The organism is Vibrio genomosp. F10 str. ZF-129 (assembly GCF_000287055.2).
Taxonomy (GTDB): Bacteria; Pseudomonadota; Gammaproteobacteria; order Enterobacterales; family Vibrionaceae; genus Vibrio.
Genome location: NZ_AJYQ02000038.1, coordinates 1 through 18,183, shown reverse-complemented (window position 1 = coordinate 18,183; position 18,183 = coordinate 1). Strand labels below are relative to the sequence as shown.

The following is an 18,183-nucleotide window of genomic DNA, read 5'->3' as shown; positions in this document are numbered from 1 at the left end:
GGTTTCAATAACAGAATAAAAAAAGGAGGTAATTGATTACCTCCTTTTAAAACAAATGCCTAGTTGGGTTAGTCTGCGCCCGCCGCTTGATTGTCTGTGTTGCTGTAAATCAACAGCGGTTCAGACTCTCCATTAATCACGGTTTCGTCAATGACCACTTTACTGACATCGCTCACTGATGGCAGTTCGTACATCGTTTCTAGAAGCACACCCTCTAAGATTGAACGCAAACCACGAGCACCCGTTTTGCGGTTCATTGCTTTTTTCGCAATCGCTCGAAGTGCATCTTCTCGGAATTCCAATTCTACATTTTCAAGGTCAAACAGCGCACCATACTGCTTAGTTAGTGCATTCTTTGGCTCACATAGAATTTGAATCAATGCTTCTTCATCTAGCTCTGTCAGTGTTGTTGTTACAGGAAGTCGACCGATAAATTCCGGAATCAAACCGTATTTTACCAAATCTTCTGGTTCCACTTTTTTAAACAGCTCACCGATGGTTCTGGTTTCGTCTTTAGAGCGAACATCTGCGCCAAAGCCAATACCACTGCCTGTTTCAACACGTTGTTCTATGACCTTATCCAATCCAGCGAACGCGCCGCCACAGATAAATAGGATCTTAGAAGTATCAACTTGTAGGAATTCTTGTTGTGGGTGCTTACGACCACCTTGAGGTGGCACTGAAGCAACGGTACCTTCAACAAGCTTCAACAACGCTTGCTGTACACCTTCACCAGAAACATCACGTGTAATCGATGGGTTCTCTGCTTTACGAGAGATCTTATCAATTTCATCGATGTAGACGATGCCACGTTCCGCTTTAGCAACATCATAATCACATTTTTGCAGAAGTTTTTGAATGATGTTTTCTACGTCTTCACCCACATAACCCGCTTCCGTTAATGTCGTTGCATCTGCCATTGTAAATGGCACATCCAAGAAACGAGCGAGTGTTTCTGCTAATAATGTTTTACCGCTACCCGTTGGGCCGATAAGTAAGATATTACTCTTACCAAGCTCAACACCTTCGCTGGTTGTGTCACCGTTACGTAAACGCTTGTAGTGGTTATATACCGCCACGGCTAGCACTTTCTTCGCGTAATCTTGGCCAATTACATAATCATCAAGGTGTTCACGAATCTCTCTCGGCGTCGGTAACGCTTCAGATTGCTTCTTAGGAAGAACATCCTTAATCTCTTCACGAATAATGTCGTTACATAAATCGACACATTCGTCACAGATGTAAACGGAAGGGCCTGCGATTAGCTTGCGAACTTCGTGCTGGCTTTTGCCACAGAAAGAACAGTAAAGCAGTTTACTGCTACCACTCTCTTTGCTTTTATCTGTCATTCGCTAACCTCTTAGCCTTTACTCTTTATGTTTGAGTGTATATCAAATCTACTCGAAATGCGTGAAACAATTTTGATTAAATCACTCAGCATTTCTTGTCAATACAGAATCAACTAAGCCGTATTCTACTGCTTGATCCGCTGACATGAAGTTATCACGATCAGTGTCACGTTCAACCACTTCTAGCGGTTGGCCGGTATGTTCAGCGAGCAATTTATTTAACTTTTGCTTAATTGTTAGAATTTCTTGCGCATGAATTTGGATATCAGACGCTTGGCCTTGGAAGCCGCCTAATGGCTGGTGAATCATCACACGAGAGTTAGGCAATACATGACGCTTACCCGGAGCACCGCCTGCCAGTAAGAACGCACCCATAGAACATGCTTGTCCCATACATACGGTGCTGACGTTTGGCTTAATGTACTGCATCGTGTCGTAGATCGACATACCCGCAGTGACACTACCACCTGGCGAGTTAATATAGAGAAAGATATCTTTGTCTGGGTTTTCTGATTCAAGGAACAACAGTTGAGCAACCACAAGGTTTGCCATTTGGTCTTCCACTTGACCCGTCAAAAAGATAATACGTTCTTTCAGTAAGCGTGAATAAATATCATAAGAACGCTCGCCACGGGAAGTTTGTTCAACAACCATTGGCACTAAAGCGCTTAGAATCGGTGACATTGCATTTTGTTCTTGGTAGCTCATATTCTTATGTCCCTAAAATAAATGGTCCGGATGATAAGTATCATACGGACCATTGTTAGCAGAATAGTTCACGTTTAGTCAACTACCTACACAATATATTGCTTATTGAGCTGGTTGCTGTTGGTTCATTAGCTCGTTAAAGCCAACTTCCTTTTCAGTAACCTGAGCTTTAGCAATGATGGCATCAATCGCTTGCTCTTCTAGAGCTACGTTGCGCATGTTGTTCATCATTTGTTCGTTCTGCTCGTAGTATGCAACGACTTCAGATGGATCTTCGTATGCTGTCGCCATTTCTTCGATGATAGCTTTCACTTTTTCATCGTCAGCTTTTAGCTCTTCAGACTTGATCACTTCACCTAGAAGAAGACCAACCACTACGCGACGTTTAGCTTGCTCTTCGAACAATTCACGTGGAAGTTGCTCTGCCGCTTCTGGGTTACCGCCAAAGCGTTGAGCCGCTTGTTGACGTAGGCCAACGATCTCTTGGTCAATTAGAGCAACAGGAACGTCGATGTCGTTTTGCTCAACAAGGCCGTCAATCGCTTGCTCTTTGATACGGTTCTTAACTGCTTGCTTAAGCTCACGTTCCATGTTCTTGCGAACTTCCGCTTTAAGTGCATCAACACCGCCTTCAGCAACACCAAACTTAGCCACAAACTCATCGTTGATTTCTGGTAGTTCACGAGCTTCAACTTTGTTTACTTTGATAGCAAATTTCGCTGCTTTACCTTTTAGGTTTTCAGCGTGGTAATCTTCTGGGAAGTTCACGTCAATTTCAAATTCTGTACCGGCTGTTTTACCAGTGATACCATCTTCAAAACCTGGAATCATACGACCAGCGCCCATTTCTAGAGGGAAGTTTTCAGCTTTACCGCCTTCAAACTCTTCGCCATCGATAGAACCAACGAAATCGATCGTTGCACGAGTGCCTTCTTCCGCTGCAGAATCCACTTCAGCCCAAGTCGCTTGCTGCTTACGTAGAGTGTCGATCATTTCTTCTACGTCGCCGTCTTTAACTTCAACTGCAGGTTTTTCAACAGTGATGCTCTCTAGACCTTTCAACTCAACTTCTGGGTAAACTTCAAAAGTAGCAGTGAATACTAGGTCTTCGCCTGCTTTGTTTTCTACTGGAGCAAAAGTAGGTGCGCCAGCAGGATTTGTCTTCTCTTTAACGATAGCTTCGATAAAGTGACGCTGCATCACTTCACCTAGTACGTCTTGACGAACTGCCTGTCCGTACATTTTCGCTACCATTTTCATAGGCACTTTGCCTTTACGGAAACCATCGAAACGACGATTTTTAGCGATATTACGCAGTTCAGCAGTAACAGCATCTTCAATGTTCGCAGCAGGAACAGTAATATTAAGACGGCGCTCTAGGCCTTCTAGCGTTTCAACAGTAACTTGCATTATTTTTAAACCTCAAAAATGGCTCAGGTATCTGAGCTGGTGAGCCAGTAACATAGATAATCTATGATTGACTGCATCTTTATACGACGTTAAGCCGTGCTTAGTTAAATTGAGCATCAATACTAGAAACCTCTAGTATTGGACTAATCAGTGATATCTTCTTGACTATTCGTGGCTAAAAGTGACGACGATAAATCGTTCCCACTTGTCTCTACAAAACGAAGGTATCTCCTATTAGTCTCAAGACAAAATTTTAGACGCAGCATTCTATCGAGCGAAGTCCAGACTGTCGAGTCGTTCATTACGATAGGATGATGCATAAGTCTAATTTCGTGACTGACTGCTTTAATTTCCACCATTGGAAAACCACCTCAGAATAAAAGTGGGGGCTAGGGATGAGTTTTCAAGAGACTCACGCTAATTTTTTGGTAAAAGTACTAAAAAGAGATCTTGCTCCTGTTTTATCACACATATTTCGCAACTTTTTACGTCCAATTCCCACCCAACATTTAATCTAGAAAGGTATCGGATGAAGGGGCAACAGGTTGACCATTAAGCATTTAAATATTGGTTTCATCATTATCTTTGTTTTTTGTACCGTGATTGGAACGAAACTGGTTTGGGATCTACAAAAACAGGATATCTACGCTGTCCACCAAACACAGCTGGACCGATTTTCTGAATATATCACCTCCAAGTTAGATAAATACGACCATATTCCTCAGTTACTATCAAAAGACCAAGAGCTGAGAGATGCACTGCTTGCCCCGGCTAACAGTGCACAAATTGAAGTCACTAACCGATACCTAGAACAAGTAAATTCTGTGATTCAGGCGGCAGACACGTATCTTATCGATCGAAACGGCACAACCATTGCCGCGAGCAATTGGAATATGTCACGCACCTTTGTGGGTCGAAATTTCGCATGGCGTCCTTATTTTCAAGAAGCGTTAGAAGGAAACACCAGCCGCTACTTCGCTCTAGGTTCTACATCAGGTCAACGAGGTTACTACTACTCGTATCCGATTACCGTGGCTGCCGAAGTGATCGGGGTGACGGTTGTCAAAATGGATTTATCACTCATAGAAGAAAGCTGGCGCGGAAAACAAGACTTTTTTGTAGTGACAGACCCTGACAACGTGATTTTTATGTCAAACCAACCTGATTGGCTGTTCAAAAGTTTAACTACATTAAGTGAAGCTCAAAGAGTGAGAATCAAAGGCAGCCAGCAGTACCTCGATACCGACATTCGTTCTTTAGGTTTCAGCAATGATGTTTCTGCTGCTCAAGGAAAACTGATTAGCCCTAACAAAGACCGATTATTAGATAGCTATTTTTATTCTTCTCGAAAGTTATCACAGCTCCCCTTAACCATTCGTGTGCTCACTCCTCAGCGCATCTTGGTTTGGAGTTCTTTTGTGTTTATTGGCATCCTCACTCTGGTTCTGAGTGTTGCATATCTGACTATTTTATTATTGTTGAATCGCAAGCTTAAACATCGCCAATTAGAACAAGTTCAAATGGAAGCCAAGCAAAGGCTTGAATTTCAAGTCATGACTCGCACTGCCGAGTTACATGCGGAAATTGGCGAGCGAATGCAAACCGAAAAGGCGCTGAGACAAACGCAAGAAGAATTGATTCAGGCGGCGAAGCTCGCTGTATTAGGACAAATGTCCGCCAGCATCAGCCATGAACTCAATAATCCCTTGGCCGCTATTCGAAGTTTTGCCGACAATGGAAAGCGTTTTTTAGAGAAACAGAAGTTCGACAGAGTGAACGATAATTTAATTCGAATCTCTGCCTTAACCGAACGCATGGCTAAAATCAGTGAACAACTGAAGTCTTACGCCAGAAAAACAGAGACCACGGATCAATCAATCACACATGTTACCTCTGTGATTGACGCTTCAACTGAACTGATGTCGCCTCAAATCAAGTCAAACATGGTAAGTTTTTCAACAGCCATCGAGTCTCAATTACCCATGGTAGAGATCAATCGAATTCAGTTGGAGCAGGTTCTGGTGAACTTGTTAACAAACGCGATACAAGCCATGGAAGGGCTGCAGAACAAGACCATACTGCTCAGTGCTTTTAGCCAAAACAATGAGGTAGTCATTACCATTGAAGATAGCGGCAAAGGCGTAAGCCCTCACCAGGAGAAGCAGCTCTTTGACCCTTTCTATACCACCAAAAAAAATGGGCTTGGTTTAGGGCTGTCGATTTCACATCAGATAATTGAGGGGATGAAGGGCAAGCTTACCTATTCTCAGTCCAAGCTCGGTGGTGCATGCTTTTCAGTCAAATTACCTATTGCAACTCATAAATAGCAATGGGAACGTATAGATACTAAGGAACACTAATGGTCGACATTTTTTTCATTGATGATGAAGTAGATATTCGAATCGCAATTGAACAAAGCTTTGAGTTGGAAGAGCTCACTGCTCGATTCTTTTCATCTGCAGAGGAAGCCCTGATCGCCCTCAAAGCCGATGGCCCTCCTAAAGTGATTGTTAGTGATATTTGTCTGCCTGGCATTTCTGGGGAAAATTTACTGACAACCATAATCCAACAACAGCCAGATATTCCTGTTATTTTGATCACAGGGCACGGCGACATATCCATGGCCGTTGCTTCGATGCAAACCGGCGCTTATGACTTTATCGAAAAGCCATTTTCACCCGACCGGTTAATCAAAACCATCAGCCGAGCCATCGAGAAGCGCAACTTAACATTAGAAAATGAAACACTAAAACGATCGTTAAAGGCCAGCCAAACGCTTGGCCCTCGTATCATTGGCGAGACTCAAACCATCCGCACTTTACGCGATACGATTAGCCACATTTCAAACACCCAAGCCGACATATTGTTATTTGGTGAAACTGGCACAGGAAAAGAGCTTGTGGCTCGTTCTTTACATGAACAAAGCGACCGACGCGAAGAAAACTTTGTCGCTATCAATTGTGGCGCTGTACCAGAAAACTTGATTGAAAGTGAGTTATACGGACATGAGAAAGGCGCATTTACCGGGGCTGAACATCACCGAACAGGCAAGCTAGAACACGCGCATAATGGTACCTTATTTCTAGACGAAATAGAGTCGATGCCGATGCAAGCCCAGATAAAGCTACTTCGGGTGCTTCAAGAAAGGCAGTTTGAACGCGTTGGATCAAATACACTGCATTCGCTGAATATTCGAGTGATAGCGGCGACTAAGGTGGATTTAAAACAAGCCGCACAACAAGGCGAGTTTCGTGAAGATTTATACTACCGGTTAAATGTTGTCACACTGGATTTACCCCCTTTGCGCGAACGGAAAGAAGACATCCCTACGCTATTTCATCACTTTCTGTTGGTTGCCGCTGCCCGTTATGGAAAAGCAGCAACGTCACTGCCTAATAGCGAATTAGCAAAAATACTCAGTCACGACTGGCCGGGGAATGTTCGAGAATTACGAAACACCGCAGAACGATTCGTACTTCTTGGGCAACTTGGAAAGTTAGGCGACAACAACTCATCAAAAACGATTCAGTCCTCACTTAGCCAGCAAGTCAATGAGTTTGAGAAAAGCATCATCGAACAAACGTTAATCCAAACCAATGGCAGTATCAAAGAAACCATGTCGTTACTTGAACTGCCACGTAAAACGCTCTACGACAAAATGCAGCGCTATCAACTCGTTAAGGAAGACTACAAACACGAACACTAATATCGACTATTAGAAATCAACGAGGAGCATAAATGATCCAATCATCCATGCTCCCATATCAACGAGTACCTGTGATCCATTAAACCTATAAACCTATGAACCCAGTCCGATCTATTTAGTGATGATCTCTGGCCCCATTAGCGTTGTTGGCAACCAGGTGGATACCCATGGCACGTAAGTGACAATAATTAAGAATAAGAACATCACACCTACCCAAGGCATAGCCGCTTTGACAACATTCATCATCGACATCTTAGCCACCCCTGCCGTCACAAACAAATTTAACCCCACTGGCGGTGTAATCATCCCTATCTCCATATTCACCACCATCATAATACCTAGATGAATCGGGTCGATGCCTAATGCTATTGCGATTGGGAACACCAGCGGAGCAACGATGATCAATAACCCCGATGGCTCCATAAACTGGCCACCAATCAGCAATAATACATTCACCACAATTAAAAACGCGATTGGCCCTAATCCAGCAGACAACATCGATTCCGTGATCATTTGTGGAATACGTTCTTCCGTCAGTACATGTTTGAGTATCAGGGCGTTAGCAATGATAAACAGCAACATGATCGTCAGTTTACCCGCATCATAAAGGGTATCCTTAGTGTCTTTATGCACAAAGGTCTGCACTATTTTCACTAATAGAGGTTTGGTGTTTGTCTTATCCGCAAATGGCCCCATGTCTTTATACACAAAGTTGGCGATAAAGAAGGCGTACACAGCAGCAACTGCAGCAGCTTCCGTTGGCGTAAAGACACCCCCATAAATACCGCCCAAAATAATGACAATCAACAATAAGCCCCAGCTCGCATCTTTTGCCGCGCTGAAGGTTTCAGACCAACCTACAAACGGTTGAGCTGGAATTTTCTTAATGCACGCGGTGATGTAGATAGCAATCATCAACATCACACCGGCGAGCAAGCCGGGAATCACACCACCCAAGAACATACGGCCAACAGACACATCGGTTGCCGCAGCGTAAACAACCATCACAATGGACGGTGGAATTAAGATACCTAACGTACCCGCGTTACAAATAACCCCAGCGGCGAACTCTTTGGTATAGCCATTTTTAACCATACCTGCGATAACGATACTACCAATCGCGACCACCGTTGCCGGTGAAGAACCCGACAAGGCTGCAAACATCATACACGCCACGACTGATGCCATGGCAAGTCCACCACGGAACCAACCAACCATCGCAATCGCAAAACGAATAATACGTTTCGCTACCCCACCCGTAGACATAAAGCTCGAGGCAAGAATAAAGAATGGAATCGCCAGTAGCGTATAGTGCCCGGCAAACGCATTAAACAGAGTTTGTGCCACAGACGCGAGAGACGCATCTGAATGTATCAATAAAAAAATGATACTGGATAAACCTAAAGAAATCGCAATTGGCACGCCAATCAGCATGAACGCGATTACCATTAAAAATAGAAATAACATGGCCATGTTCTAGTCTTCCTTGCCGTTTGATTTCACGTTCACATCCGATTTTTTATACGAATCAGGAGTCAAAGGCGCCATCGCATCATCGTCACTCCCCGCCAACACATCCGCTCTCAAAGCATCGAGATCTTCTTCCGCTTCATGACCTGCAATCATTCGGTCCAGTTTTCCACTAAAAACCTGAAACGCAATCTGAGTAAATCGGAAGGTCAATAGCGCCATGCCAATCGGTAATGCCATATAAGGAATAAAACGAGGCAGTTTTTCGTAACGTTCTCCTTCATTCAACCAATCAGACATAAACTGAAGCATCTCTGGCATTGGAATATCGTCGGTTTCATACCACGCGCGCTCGGTCGCAAACGGGTACCAATAATTCCACGAACCAATAAGCAATAATATTGAAAAAGCGAGACAGCTGGTCACCGCAACCATAGCGTACACTTTACGTAGCTTCTCTGGTGCCATGTTAATGATGACATCAACACCAATATGAAAGTGCTTTTTTACGCCGTAAGATGCGCCGACTAACACCATCCACGCAAACATAAATACCGTTAACTCAAGTGCCCATAAAATATTGTCATTAAAGGCGTATCGAAAAACCACATTGGCAAATGTGAGTAACGTCATCGCGCCTAAGAAAAAAGCAATGAGGGTTTCTTCTATCGCGTCCGTTACTTTTCCTGCTTTCTCAAACATGCTTAGATCCATCAGGTAATGTGGCACCCAAAACCAGTGCCAAGAAACAACAAAGCCCACCAATGGAGTGGGCATTTAAAAAGGAGAGATTAATTATTTGATGCGATAGCCGCTTCAATAAGATCTGCGCCGATATCTTTCTCAAATTTCTTCCAAACAGGTTTCATCGCCGTCACCCATTCTTGTCTTTGAGCATCGGTTAACGTACGAACTTCACCACCCGCTTCAATAATGTTGTTACGGTTCGCAAGATTCACTTCAGAAGATTTCGCGTTACGCGCCTCTGTCACTTCCTTGATGATGGTACCAAGCTGATCACGAACATCATCAGGCAGTTCTTTCCAGAAGTCATTCGACGTCACAAGGAGGTAATCTAAAATACCGTGGTTAGTTTCTGTTGTGCCATCTTGAACTTCAAAGAACTTCTTACCGTAAATGTTTGACCAAGTATTTTCCTGACCATCGATAACCTTAGTTTGAAGGCCACCGTACACTTCTTTAAACGACATTTTTTGTGGGTTTGCACCAAGCTGTTCAAACTGAGCGACCAGAACATCCGAAGCCTGAACTCGGAACTTGAGGCCATCGGCATCTTTGGGAGATATGAGCGGTACGTTAGCCGACATTTGCTTCATGCCATTGTGCCAAAAACCCAAACCTTGCAATCCGCGTCTTTGCATCGCATTTTTAAGCTTGTCACCTGACTCTGAATTTTGGAAACGATCGACGGCTTCCACATCGTCAAACAGAAACGGTAAGTCAAAGATACGGAACTTTTTCGTGAACTTTTCAAACTTTGATAACGATGGAGCCGCTAATTGAACATCACCGTTTAGCATGGCTTCTAACACTTTGTCATCATCGTACAGTGTCGAGTTAGGGAAAACTTGCATACAAGCTTTACCGTTCATTTCCGTGTTTACACGCTCTTCTAACAACGAAGCAGCAATTCCCTTAGGGTGTTTGTCTGTATTGGTTACATGACTGAATTTGATCACGATTTCACCCGGATCGCAGTTCGCAGCAGCATTAAAACTTGTCAATGCCAGAGCAGAGACAGACAGCAGGGTAAGAGGCTTAAACATTATTTATTCTCCTTAGTAATAAAACAGCACCATCTATGGGCTGATGCTTCTAATAGAGCAATTAACAAGCCAGTTTGTAACAAATTGTGCTCAAGCCTTTATCGGTAAGGGATTGAATAATAAGAAGTCAGTGTATGACGATGAATTTGAGTTCTCTACCTAAGCTAAATGTAAATAAATGTGTGGAAAATGACCCATTGAAATCGCCAAAAGGGGGGTAAATGACACATAGCGCATAACAGAAATCACTTAGCACTTAGCACTTAGCACTTAGCACTTAGCACGGTCGGCTTGAACTACCCAACAGCGTCAAACAAAAAAAGTGAAAGTGAGTCATCCTCCCACTTTCACTTTTTTGTACTCGTGACATTCATGAGTAAAGTGCACCATCCCAAGTATAAAATCAGCTTGAATACTCCCCCGAACATTCAAGCTGATGACCTATCTGAAATCGGTCATCACTCAAATGGAAGGTGCACTTTAGAACGGTTGCGATTCATTGAGCCTTGTTAAAAATCAATCCGATTTTCTGTTTTCGCATCAAAAAATACCGCTTTTGACAGGTCAAAATGCAGAGGCGCCATCTGCCCTACACTCACCTCAAACTCTGGTGAAAGACGACACGCTACCTCTTGGTCATTCACCTTAATCATGGCAATCGTATCAGGCCCGGTCGGCTCTAGAACTTCTAGCTTTAAATCCAACAGCGTCGAGGCGGTCGTATCTTCACCTTGTGAGTCACTGATATGTTCAGGTCTTAGTCCAATCACCACCTCTTTTCCATCTTGCTGGCGCATTGATTGAGGTAGCTTTATATGATGCTCTTGATCATTTGACCCGGTAACTCGAATAATCGGATTGTCTTCGTTATCGAGATCGACCATCGTTTTAATAAAGTTCATTGACGGTGACCCCATGAAACCGGCAACAAACATATTATTCGGCTTGTTGTAGATCTCTTTAGGTGTCCCTAACTGCTGCAACTCACCATCTTTCATGACCGCAATCCGATCCGCCAACGTCATGGCTTCAATCTGATCGTGGGTGACATACACTATGGTGGTGTTGAGCTTTTGGTGTAGGCGCTTGATTTGATGGCGCATTTCAACTCGTAATTTGGCATCCAAATTCGACAAAGGCTCATCAAACAGATATAGCTTAGGTCTACGAGCCAGTGCGCGCCCCATGGCCACACGTTGTCTTTGTCCACCCGAAAGCTGTGACGGCTTACGGTCAAGCAACTGTTCGATTTGCAGCATTTCAGCCACGCGGTTGACCTCTGCATCGATTTTGACTTGCGGCATTTTCCGAATTTTCAAACCAAACGCGATATTCCCCCTTACCGTCATATTTGGGTACAGTGCATAAGACTGAAACACCATCGCAATATCACGGTCTTTTGGCTCTACGCTTGCGACATCAGTACCATCAATAACAATCTCACCTTCATTAATATCTTCGAGTCCAGCGATGGTATTCATCAATGTGGATTTCCCGCAGCCTGAAGGGCCAACCAAAATCAAAAACTCACCGGATTCGATACTAATATCGATGCCTTTCAATGTTTCTTGGTCCGCTTTTGGGTAGGTTTTGCGGATCTGTTTCAGTTCTAGTGTTGCCATAATAATTATCCTTTTACCGATCCTGCCGTTAGGCCACGAACAAAGTATTTTCCTGCTAATACATAAACCAATAAGGTAGGAAGCGCGGCAATGATAGCGGCGGCCATGTCTACGTTATATTCCTTAATGCCGGTACTGGTGTTGACCAAGTTATTCAACGCGACAGTAATAGGTTGTGTTTCAGAGCCTGAGTACACCACACCAAATAAGAAGTCATTCCAAATGGCGGTAAACTGCCAGATGACCGTGACCATAATAATCGGCGTGGAAAGCGGTAATAAAATCTTAAAGAAAATTGTGAAAAAGCCCGCTCCGTCGAGTTTGGCGGCTTTAACCAACTCATCGGGAATGCCTAAATAAAAATTTCGGAAAAACAGCGTGGTAAACGCCATGCCGTATACAACGTGCACAAAGATAAGACCGGTATTTGTATTCGCTAATCCTAGCTTGCCAAGCACCGCCGCCATTGGTAATAACACCACTTGAAATGGAATAAAGCAGCCAAACAGAAGCAGACTAAAAAAGAGGTTAGAGCCTCTAAATTGCCACTTCGTCACCACGTAACCATTGAAAGCACCCAATAGCGTGGAAATAGCCACAGCTGGAATCACCATTTGAAATGAATTCCAAAAATAGCCTTTCACACCTTCACATTTCACTCCTGTGCAAGCGCCATCCCACGCTTTATACCAGGCATCAAACACCCACTCTTTGGGTAAGCTCATCAAGTTACCCGCCTTAATGTCAGGTAACGTCTTAAATGAGGTAATCACCATGACGAATAAAGGCATTAGATAGACTAAGCAAAAGAAGATGAGAATCGAGTAAATAAACAGTCGACCCACATTAAGCTGATTACTCATGATTTTTTCTCCCTAAGTTCGGAGTAGAGATACGGTACTAAAATCGCAAGTATTCCCGCTAACATCATCATTGCACTCGCCGCACCTAAACCAATTTGGCCGCGCGTAAATGAGTGTGCATACATAAACAAGGCTGGCAGATCCGATGAATAACCCGGGCCTCCAGCAGTCATGGCCGTCACTAAATCAAAGCTCTTAATGGCAATGTGTGATGTGATGATGATGGCGCTAAAAAAGACCGGGCGTAAACACGGCAGAACAATTTTCATGTAGATGGCTGGTAAACCTGCACCATCGATTTGCGCCGCTTTAATTATCGATGAATCGATACCACGAAGCCCCGCGAGGAACATCGCCATGACGAATCCAGAGGATTGCCAAACCGCAGCGATCACCAGGGTATAAACCGACATTTCAGAATTGACGAGCCAGTCAAATTTGAAATCGACGAACCCCCAATCATGCATCATTTTTTCAATGCCTAATCCAGGATTAAGAATCCACTTCCATGCGGTACCTGTTACGATGAACGATAACGCCATTGGGTAAAGATAGATGGTACGAATCGCCCCTTCTTGGCGAATATTCTGGTCAAGAAAGATAGCAAGCAGTACACCAAGCCCAATGGCGACCAACATGAACAGACCACCAAAAAGACCGAGGTTAGTGATCGATGTGATCCAACGGTCATTGTCCAATAGCTTTTCGTATTGAGCCCAGCCCACAAAGTTAAAACTGGGTAAAAATCGAGAATTTGTGAATGAAAGAGTCGCTGTCCAAAAAATGTAACCGTATATGCACACTACTGTCATGAGCATCGTTGGGGCAAGTACAATCTTTGGTAGCCAATGTTGTAACCTATCGGTGAATTTAGGCTTCACTGTTGGTTTTTTTGTTGACTGAGTCAAAACATGCTCCATAACGTTTCCTTGTTATATAACCAACCAAGACAAGCAGTGTTGAAAAAGACAGTGCGTGCGTTGGTAAAGTATGAATAGGCCATGACAGCCTATCCACACTGGGGGTCTTTTCTAAAGCCTTATAAACAAAAGGCTAAGGGTAAACGTTAGATCGCTGCTTTAACTGCTTTAGCGAGCTTCGCTGCGGCTTCTTTAGGATCGGCTTTCGGGTCATTAAAGAAGTTGGTAACGACATCGTAAATAGCACCTTGTGCATAGCTGGTGGTGGATAAACCATGCGCCATACTCGGAACAAGATCGCCCGTTGTTGCACTTTCTTTAAAGGTTGCCATCGAGTCTAAAGCACACTGATCAAACTTCGACATATCCATATCTAAACGGACAGGGATTGAACCTTTGTTAAGATTGAAGACCTCTTGGAAGTCTTTAGTGAGAATGGTTTTGGCAAGATCTTGCTGCGCTTGTTGATTCGCCGTTTCACTTAGCTCGAAGAACGCAAAGCTATCAATATTAAAGGTGAATTGACCGCTGGTGCCTGGCGCTGGTGCACAGATGTAATCTTTACCCGGCACTTTTCCCGCTGCGGTAAATTCACCTTTCGCCCAATCGCCCATGATTTGCATTGCCGCTTCACCATTAATGACCATAGATGTCGCTACGTTCCAATCACGACCTGGAGAGTTTGAGTCGATGTAATCACGGATCTTCTTAAACTTAGTGAACACTTCCGTCATTTTGTCGCCAGATAACACGCTCATGTCTAAGTCCACGAACGCTTTGTTGTAGTCTTCACTGCCTAACACTTCAAGAGCAACAGCCTCGAATACCGTCGCGTCTTGCCAAGGCTGACCACCATGCGCTAAAGGAATAAAGCCAGCGGCCTTAATTTTGTCGCCCGCAATAAAGAACTCGTCAAGCGTAGTCGGAACTTCAACGCCTGATTTTTTAAGGACTTCAGGGTTTGCCCATAGCCAGTTTACACGATGAACGTTCACCGGCACGGCAACATATTCACCATCGAATTTCATCACGTTAGTCACAACCGATGGAAGAATGTCATCCCATTTTTCTTGCTTTGCTGTTTCGTCAAGAGAGGTTAAAAAACCTAATCCACCCCATTCTTGAATATCATGCCCTTTAATTTGAGCCGCCGAAGGAGGATTGCCTGATACCGCGCGGGTTTTCAGAACCGTCATGGCACTTTCACCACCGCCGCCAGCGACCGCAAAATCTTTCCACGTATGACCTTGTTGCTCGATCATATCTTTTAAAACAGCAGCGGATTTAGCTTCACCACCAGCGGTCCACCAGTGAAGAACTTCAACTTCACCAGCGTGAGACAGTGAAGAAGCAGACAGAGAGGCAGCAGACAAAAGAGATAAGGTAAGTAGGGTTTTATTCATTTTCATTATTATCTTCCATGTATTGGATTAGTCATTGCTCATTAAGAGCATTACTTAACTGAACAACAATAAACGAGCATTCATACTCGAATACTGGAAGTCTAACCAATCATCGCCGAAGTTCTGAAACAAACCGTAACCGCAATGTAACAATCTTGTTACATTACACTTCTAGACCTCGTGGAATGTAGATTTGCGCTTTCAAACCACCGCTCTCTAGATTACTAATAATGAGATCTCCACCATGTCCATGAAGAATATTGCGGCAAATTCCTAGTCCTAACCCATGACCATCTTCGTCTGTGGCGATGCGAAAATAAGGTTCAAATACCGCTTCGAGCTTATCCTCTGCTATCCCTGGGCCATGATCAGTCACAATGATTTTGATCCATTCATCGGTTTGTGTCGTGACAACTTGCACTCTCTCACCATACTTAACCGCGTTATCGATGATATTGGTCAGCACCCTTTTAATCGCTAGAGGCTTGGCCACAATCGTACCCAGATCAATCGGGTAAAATGACACTTTTTCCTCATATTGATTATGAGACTCAATAACCGATTGAATCGCATGATTGATGTCGATATACGCATTATTTTCATGCAGGTCAGTATCTCGAACACATTGCAGCGCCCCTTTGACCATGATTTCTAACTCATCAAGATCGTTATTAAACTTGTTTCTTTTCACGTCACTTTCGAGTAATTCCGCCCTTAACCTCAGTCGAGTAATCGGCGTTTTCAAATCGTGAGAAATTGCAGAGAAAAGATGCTCTCTATCAGAAACATAGCGTCGAATACGACTTTGCATGCGATTAAACGCTCGGGTAGCGGTCACTAACTCACTGGCCCCTTCTTCTCTCAGCGGAGGCTGATCGATGTCCATACTCATCTCATTGGCCGCTTTGGCTAGCCGTTTCAAGGGTTTTACTTGTCGCCTAACCAGCAAGTAGGTAAGCAAAAGCAATATGAGAGTCGATAGAACCAAAAATAGGATCTGCTCACGCCCCAAAATCGTATCATGCAAGGTGACATAAGGAGCAGGAAGAAGTGCCGCGATGTAAAGCCATTCATCCGTTGCCAATTCAATCTGGACGACCAGTATCGGTGGGTTAATTGGGCCCAGAGTCAACGTGTGATGAGCCCAAGATTTGGGAAGATCACTCAGGTAAATATCATTTTTCAGCAACCTCAGGTTATCTGGGCGAGAAAAATCGACCGAAACCGATTTTACTTTATTGAGCTTATCTTCTAAAACTTGAGTCACCGCACTGACCGAAGCCGCCTTTAGACGAGTATTTGGAATGCCTTCAACCAATAGCTTTTCTTTATTAAACGACACAAAAAAACGGGTTCCCCCCATATTACGTATTTGGTCTAGAACAATGTGTCGATAGTTAACAGGAAGGGATTGAAAGAAGGTCACTGTCGATGCAAACATAGTAGCCATACTAGAAGATGCCGAGTGAATACCTTCTACTTCTTTCTGTTTTGACTCAAAGTACCAAATTGACGTCGCTATACCCTGCGCAATAACCACAGCAAGTAATGTGAGCCAGAGTGTTCTAGCAACTAAAGAATTGGGTTTTAATTGAAGCGGTGAGCTCATTATTAACCACCGCAGGAAACTGGGACAGCTAATAGATAGCCATTACCGCGCATCGTTTTTATGTAATGTGGAAACTTAGCACTATCTCCCAATCGATTCCGTAACCGACTTAATTGAACGTCGATACCCCGTTCAAAAGGTAACGATTCTCTGCCTTTGGTCGCAAAAGAAATGGTATCTCTATCAAGTATCTCGTTGGGCCTGCTTAGAAACAACATCAGTAAGGCAAAATCGCTTCCAGATAAATCATGCGATTGTTGATTGTCTAGATTAACAATTCGATGAGCCAAGGTATCTAAGCTCCAATCGCCAAACACAATAGTCTTGGGCATAGCATCACTGGGTGGCTCATGAGCAATCTGAGCGCGACGCAACACCGCCTTAATCCTTGCGACAAGCTGCCTTGGATTAAACGGTTTGGCAATATAATCATCTGCCCCTATTTCTAAGCCAATGATTTGATCCGTTTCATCGGAAACAGCCGTCAGCATGATAATGGGAACGGTTGAGGTTTTTCTTAACTGCTGGCACAGAGTAAAGCCATCATCGCCTGGAAGCATGACATCCAATAAAATTAAATCAGGAAAGCCCTGCTTCTCGATATACTCATGTAAGTATTTGCCATCCTCAACGGTTGAAACACTAAAACCGGATTTATTCAAATACTCATCAAGCAACTCTCGAATTTCTACATCATCATCAACGACTAGGATGTGTGCTTTCGCGTGCATCTAGGTTACCTACTACTAACAAATGTTTTACATAGTGTATAGATTAGTCAAGATGAGGCTTATTGATAGCTTTATAAATTTTGAATCTGTCACAGACCATGATCACATCTCGATAAAACGACGATTGGGGACCCGATGGGAAATGGCAGGAAAAAATGATGAAGAAGTAGAGAACAGCAATAAAGAAGGTGTTTTAAAGTGAGAGAATGTACCTAAAATGACAACGCATTCATAATAGGCTTCTCCTGGTTATGGCTATCTTAATTGATTTGAACTTGTAACGGATTCACCCATTTTTAGACGTTCACTCTACTCGCAATTCAATGGTCACGAGATGACTAAAAGGATGCTCAAAACAGAGAATAATGAAAATAAACAAGTACGGCTAACGACGCCGAGGTTAGAAGGTTGAATCATTTCTTGATGTTGTTCCATAAACGCTCCGAGTTTGTATGACAGTGTCATTACAATATGATGAATTTACGAAAATTTCACAACCACATTAACGTTAACTTTTTATGACAGAAACTAGGGCGAGTTGATCTTTCGAGCTGATTTTGCAGCAACTTGATGGTTATTTAGACAAGGCAGAGGCTTAGATAGGT

General features: G+C 43.5%; 14 protein-coding genes. 2 read left to right on the top strand and 12 right to left on the bottom strand.

The annotated features are described in order from the left end of the window. Positions 1-68: 68 nt before the first annotated feature. The 3 genes from clpX to tig all read right to left on the bottom strand — a co-directional run bounded on the left by clpX (position 69) and on the right by tig (position 3,467). The gene (gene clpX / locus A1QO_RS05030) at positions 69-1,349 is read right to left on the bottom strand and encodes an ATP-dependent protease ATP-binding subunit ClpX (RefSeq protein ID WP_017033953.1); all 1,281 of its coding nucleotides are present in this window, start codon (positions 1,347-1,349) and stop codon (positions 69-71) included. Positions 1,350-1,430: 81 nt separating this feature from the next. Continuing rightward, positions 1,431-2,057, bottom strand: coding sequence for an ATP-dependent Clp endopeptidase proteolytic subunit ClpP (gene clpP / locus A1QO_RS05025; protein WP_017033954.1), 627 nt, complete (start codon positions 2,055-2,057; stop codon positions 1,431-1,433). Between the two features lie 102 nt (positions 2,058-2,159). Next, positions 2,160-3,467, bottom strand: coding sequence for a trigger factor (gene tig / locus A1QO_RS05020; RefSeq protein ID WP_017033955.1), 1,308 nt, complete (start codon positions 3,465-3,467; stop codon positions 2,160-2,162). Positions 3,468-4,012: 545 nt separating this feature from the next. Here tig and A1QO_RS05015 point away from each other — a divergent pair. Both A1QO_RS05015 and A1QO_RS05010 read left to right on the top strand, forming a co-directional pair. Then, positions 4,013-5,794, top strand: a complete 1,782-nt coding sequence (locus A1QO_RS05015; RefSeq protein WP_017038958.1) for a sensor histidine kinase — start codon at positions 4,013-4,015, stop codon at positions 5,792-5,794. Positions 5,795-5,826: 32 nt separating this feature from the next. Further along, a complete protein-coding gene (locus A1QO_RS05010; RefSeq protein ID WP_017033957.1) occupies positions 5,827-7,173 on the top strand; it encodes a sigma-54-dependent transcriptional regulator in 1,347 nt (448 codons plus the stop codon). A gap of 111 nt (positions 7,174-7,284) precedes the next feature. On the opposite strand, the gene A1QO_RS05005 is transcribed toward A1QO_RS05010, so the two are convergent. The 9 genes from A1QO_RS05005 to A1QO_RS04965 all read right to left on the bottom strand — a co-directional run bounded on the left by A1QO_RS05005 (position 7,285) and on the right by A1QO_RS04965 (position 17,578). Next, complete coding sequence (locus tag A1QO_RS05005; protein ID WP_017033958.1) at positions 7,285-8,646, bottom strand: TRAP transporter large permease; 1,362 nt, start codon at positions 8,644-8,646, stop codon at positions 7,285-7,287. A 3-nt stretch (positions 8,647-8,649) separates the two neighbouring features. Then, positions 8,650-9,357, bottom strand: coding sequence for a TRAP transporter small permease (locus tag A1QO_RS05000; protein WP_198927272.1), 708 nt, complete (start codon positions 9,355-9,357; stop codon positions 8,650-8,652). Between the two features lie 77 nt (positions 9,358-9,434). Further along, complete coding sequence (locus tag A1QO_RS04995; RefSeq protein ID WP_017033960.1) at positions 9,435-10,430, bottom strand: DctP family TRAP transporter solute-binding subunit; 996 nt, start codon at positions 10,428-10,430, stop codon at positions 9,435-9,437. A gap of 509 nt (positions 10,431-10,939) precedes the next feature. Continuing rightward, positions 10,940-12,052 (bottom strand): ABC transporter ATP-binding protein, encoded by a 1,113-nt coding sequence (locus A1QO_RS04990; protein WP_017033961.1) that lies wholly within the window; start codon positions 12,050-12,052, stop codon positions 10,940-10,942. A gap of 5 nt (positions 12,053-12,057) precedes the next feature. Next, on the bottom strand, positions 12,058-12,915 hold the full coding sequence (locus tag A1QO_RS04985; RefSeq protein WP_017033962.1) for a carbohydrate ABC transporter permease: 858 nt from the start codon (positions 12,913-12,915) through the stop codon (positions 12,058-12,060). Next, positions 12,912-13,835, bottom strand: a complete 924-nt coding sequence (locus tag A1QO_RS04980) for a carbohydrate ABC transporter permease (RefSeq protein WP_017033963.1) — start codon at positions 13,833-13,835, stop codon at positions 12,912-12,914. The genes A1QO_RS04985 and A1QO_RS04980 overlap by 4 nt, the downstream gene beginning before the upstream one ends. Before the next feature lie 146 nt (positions 13,836-13,981). Further along, the gene (locus A1QO_RS04975; RefSeq protein ID WP_017033964.1) at positions 13,982-15,244 is read right to left on the bottom strand and encodes an ABC transporter substrate-binding protein; all 1,263 of its coding nucleotides are present in this window, start codon (positions 15,242-15,244) and stop codon (positions 13,982-13,984) included. A 157-nt stretch (positions 15,245-15,401) separates the two neighbouring features. After that, positions 15,402-16,847: an ATP-binding protein gene (locus A1QO_RS04970; RefSeq protein WP_017033965.1), complete on the bottom strand. Its 1,446-nt coding sequence runs from the start codon at positions 16,845-16,847 to the stop codon at positions 15,402-15,404. Positions 16,848-16,849: 2 nt separating this feature from the next. Continuing rightward, positions 16,850-17,578: a response regulator gene (locus A1QO_RS04965; protein ID WP_017041140.1), complete on the bottom strand. Its 729-nt coding sequence runs from the start codon at positions 17,576-17,578 to the stop codon at positions 16,850-16,852. Positions 17,579-18,183: the final 605 nt, after the last annotated feature.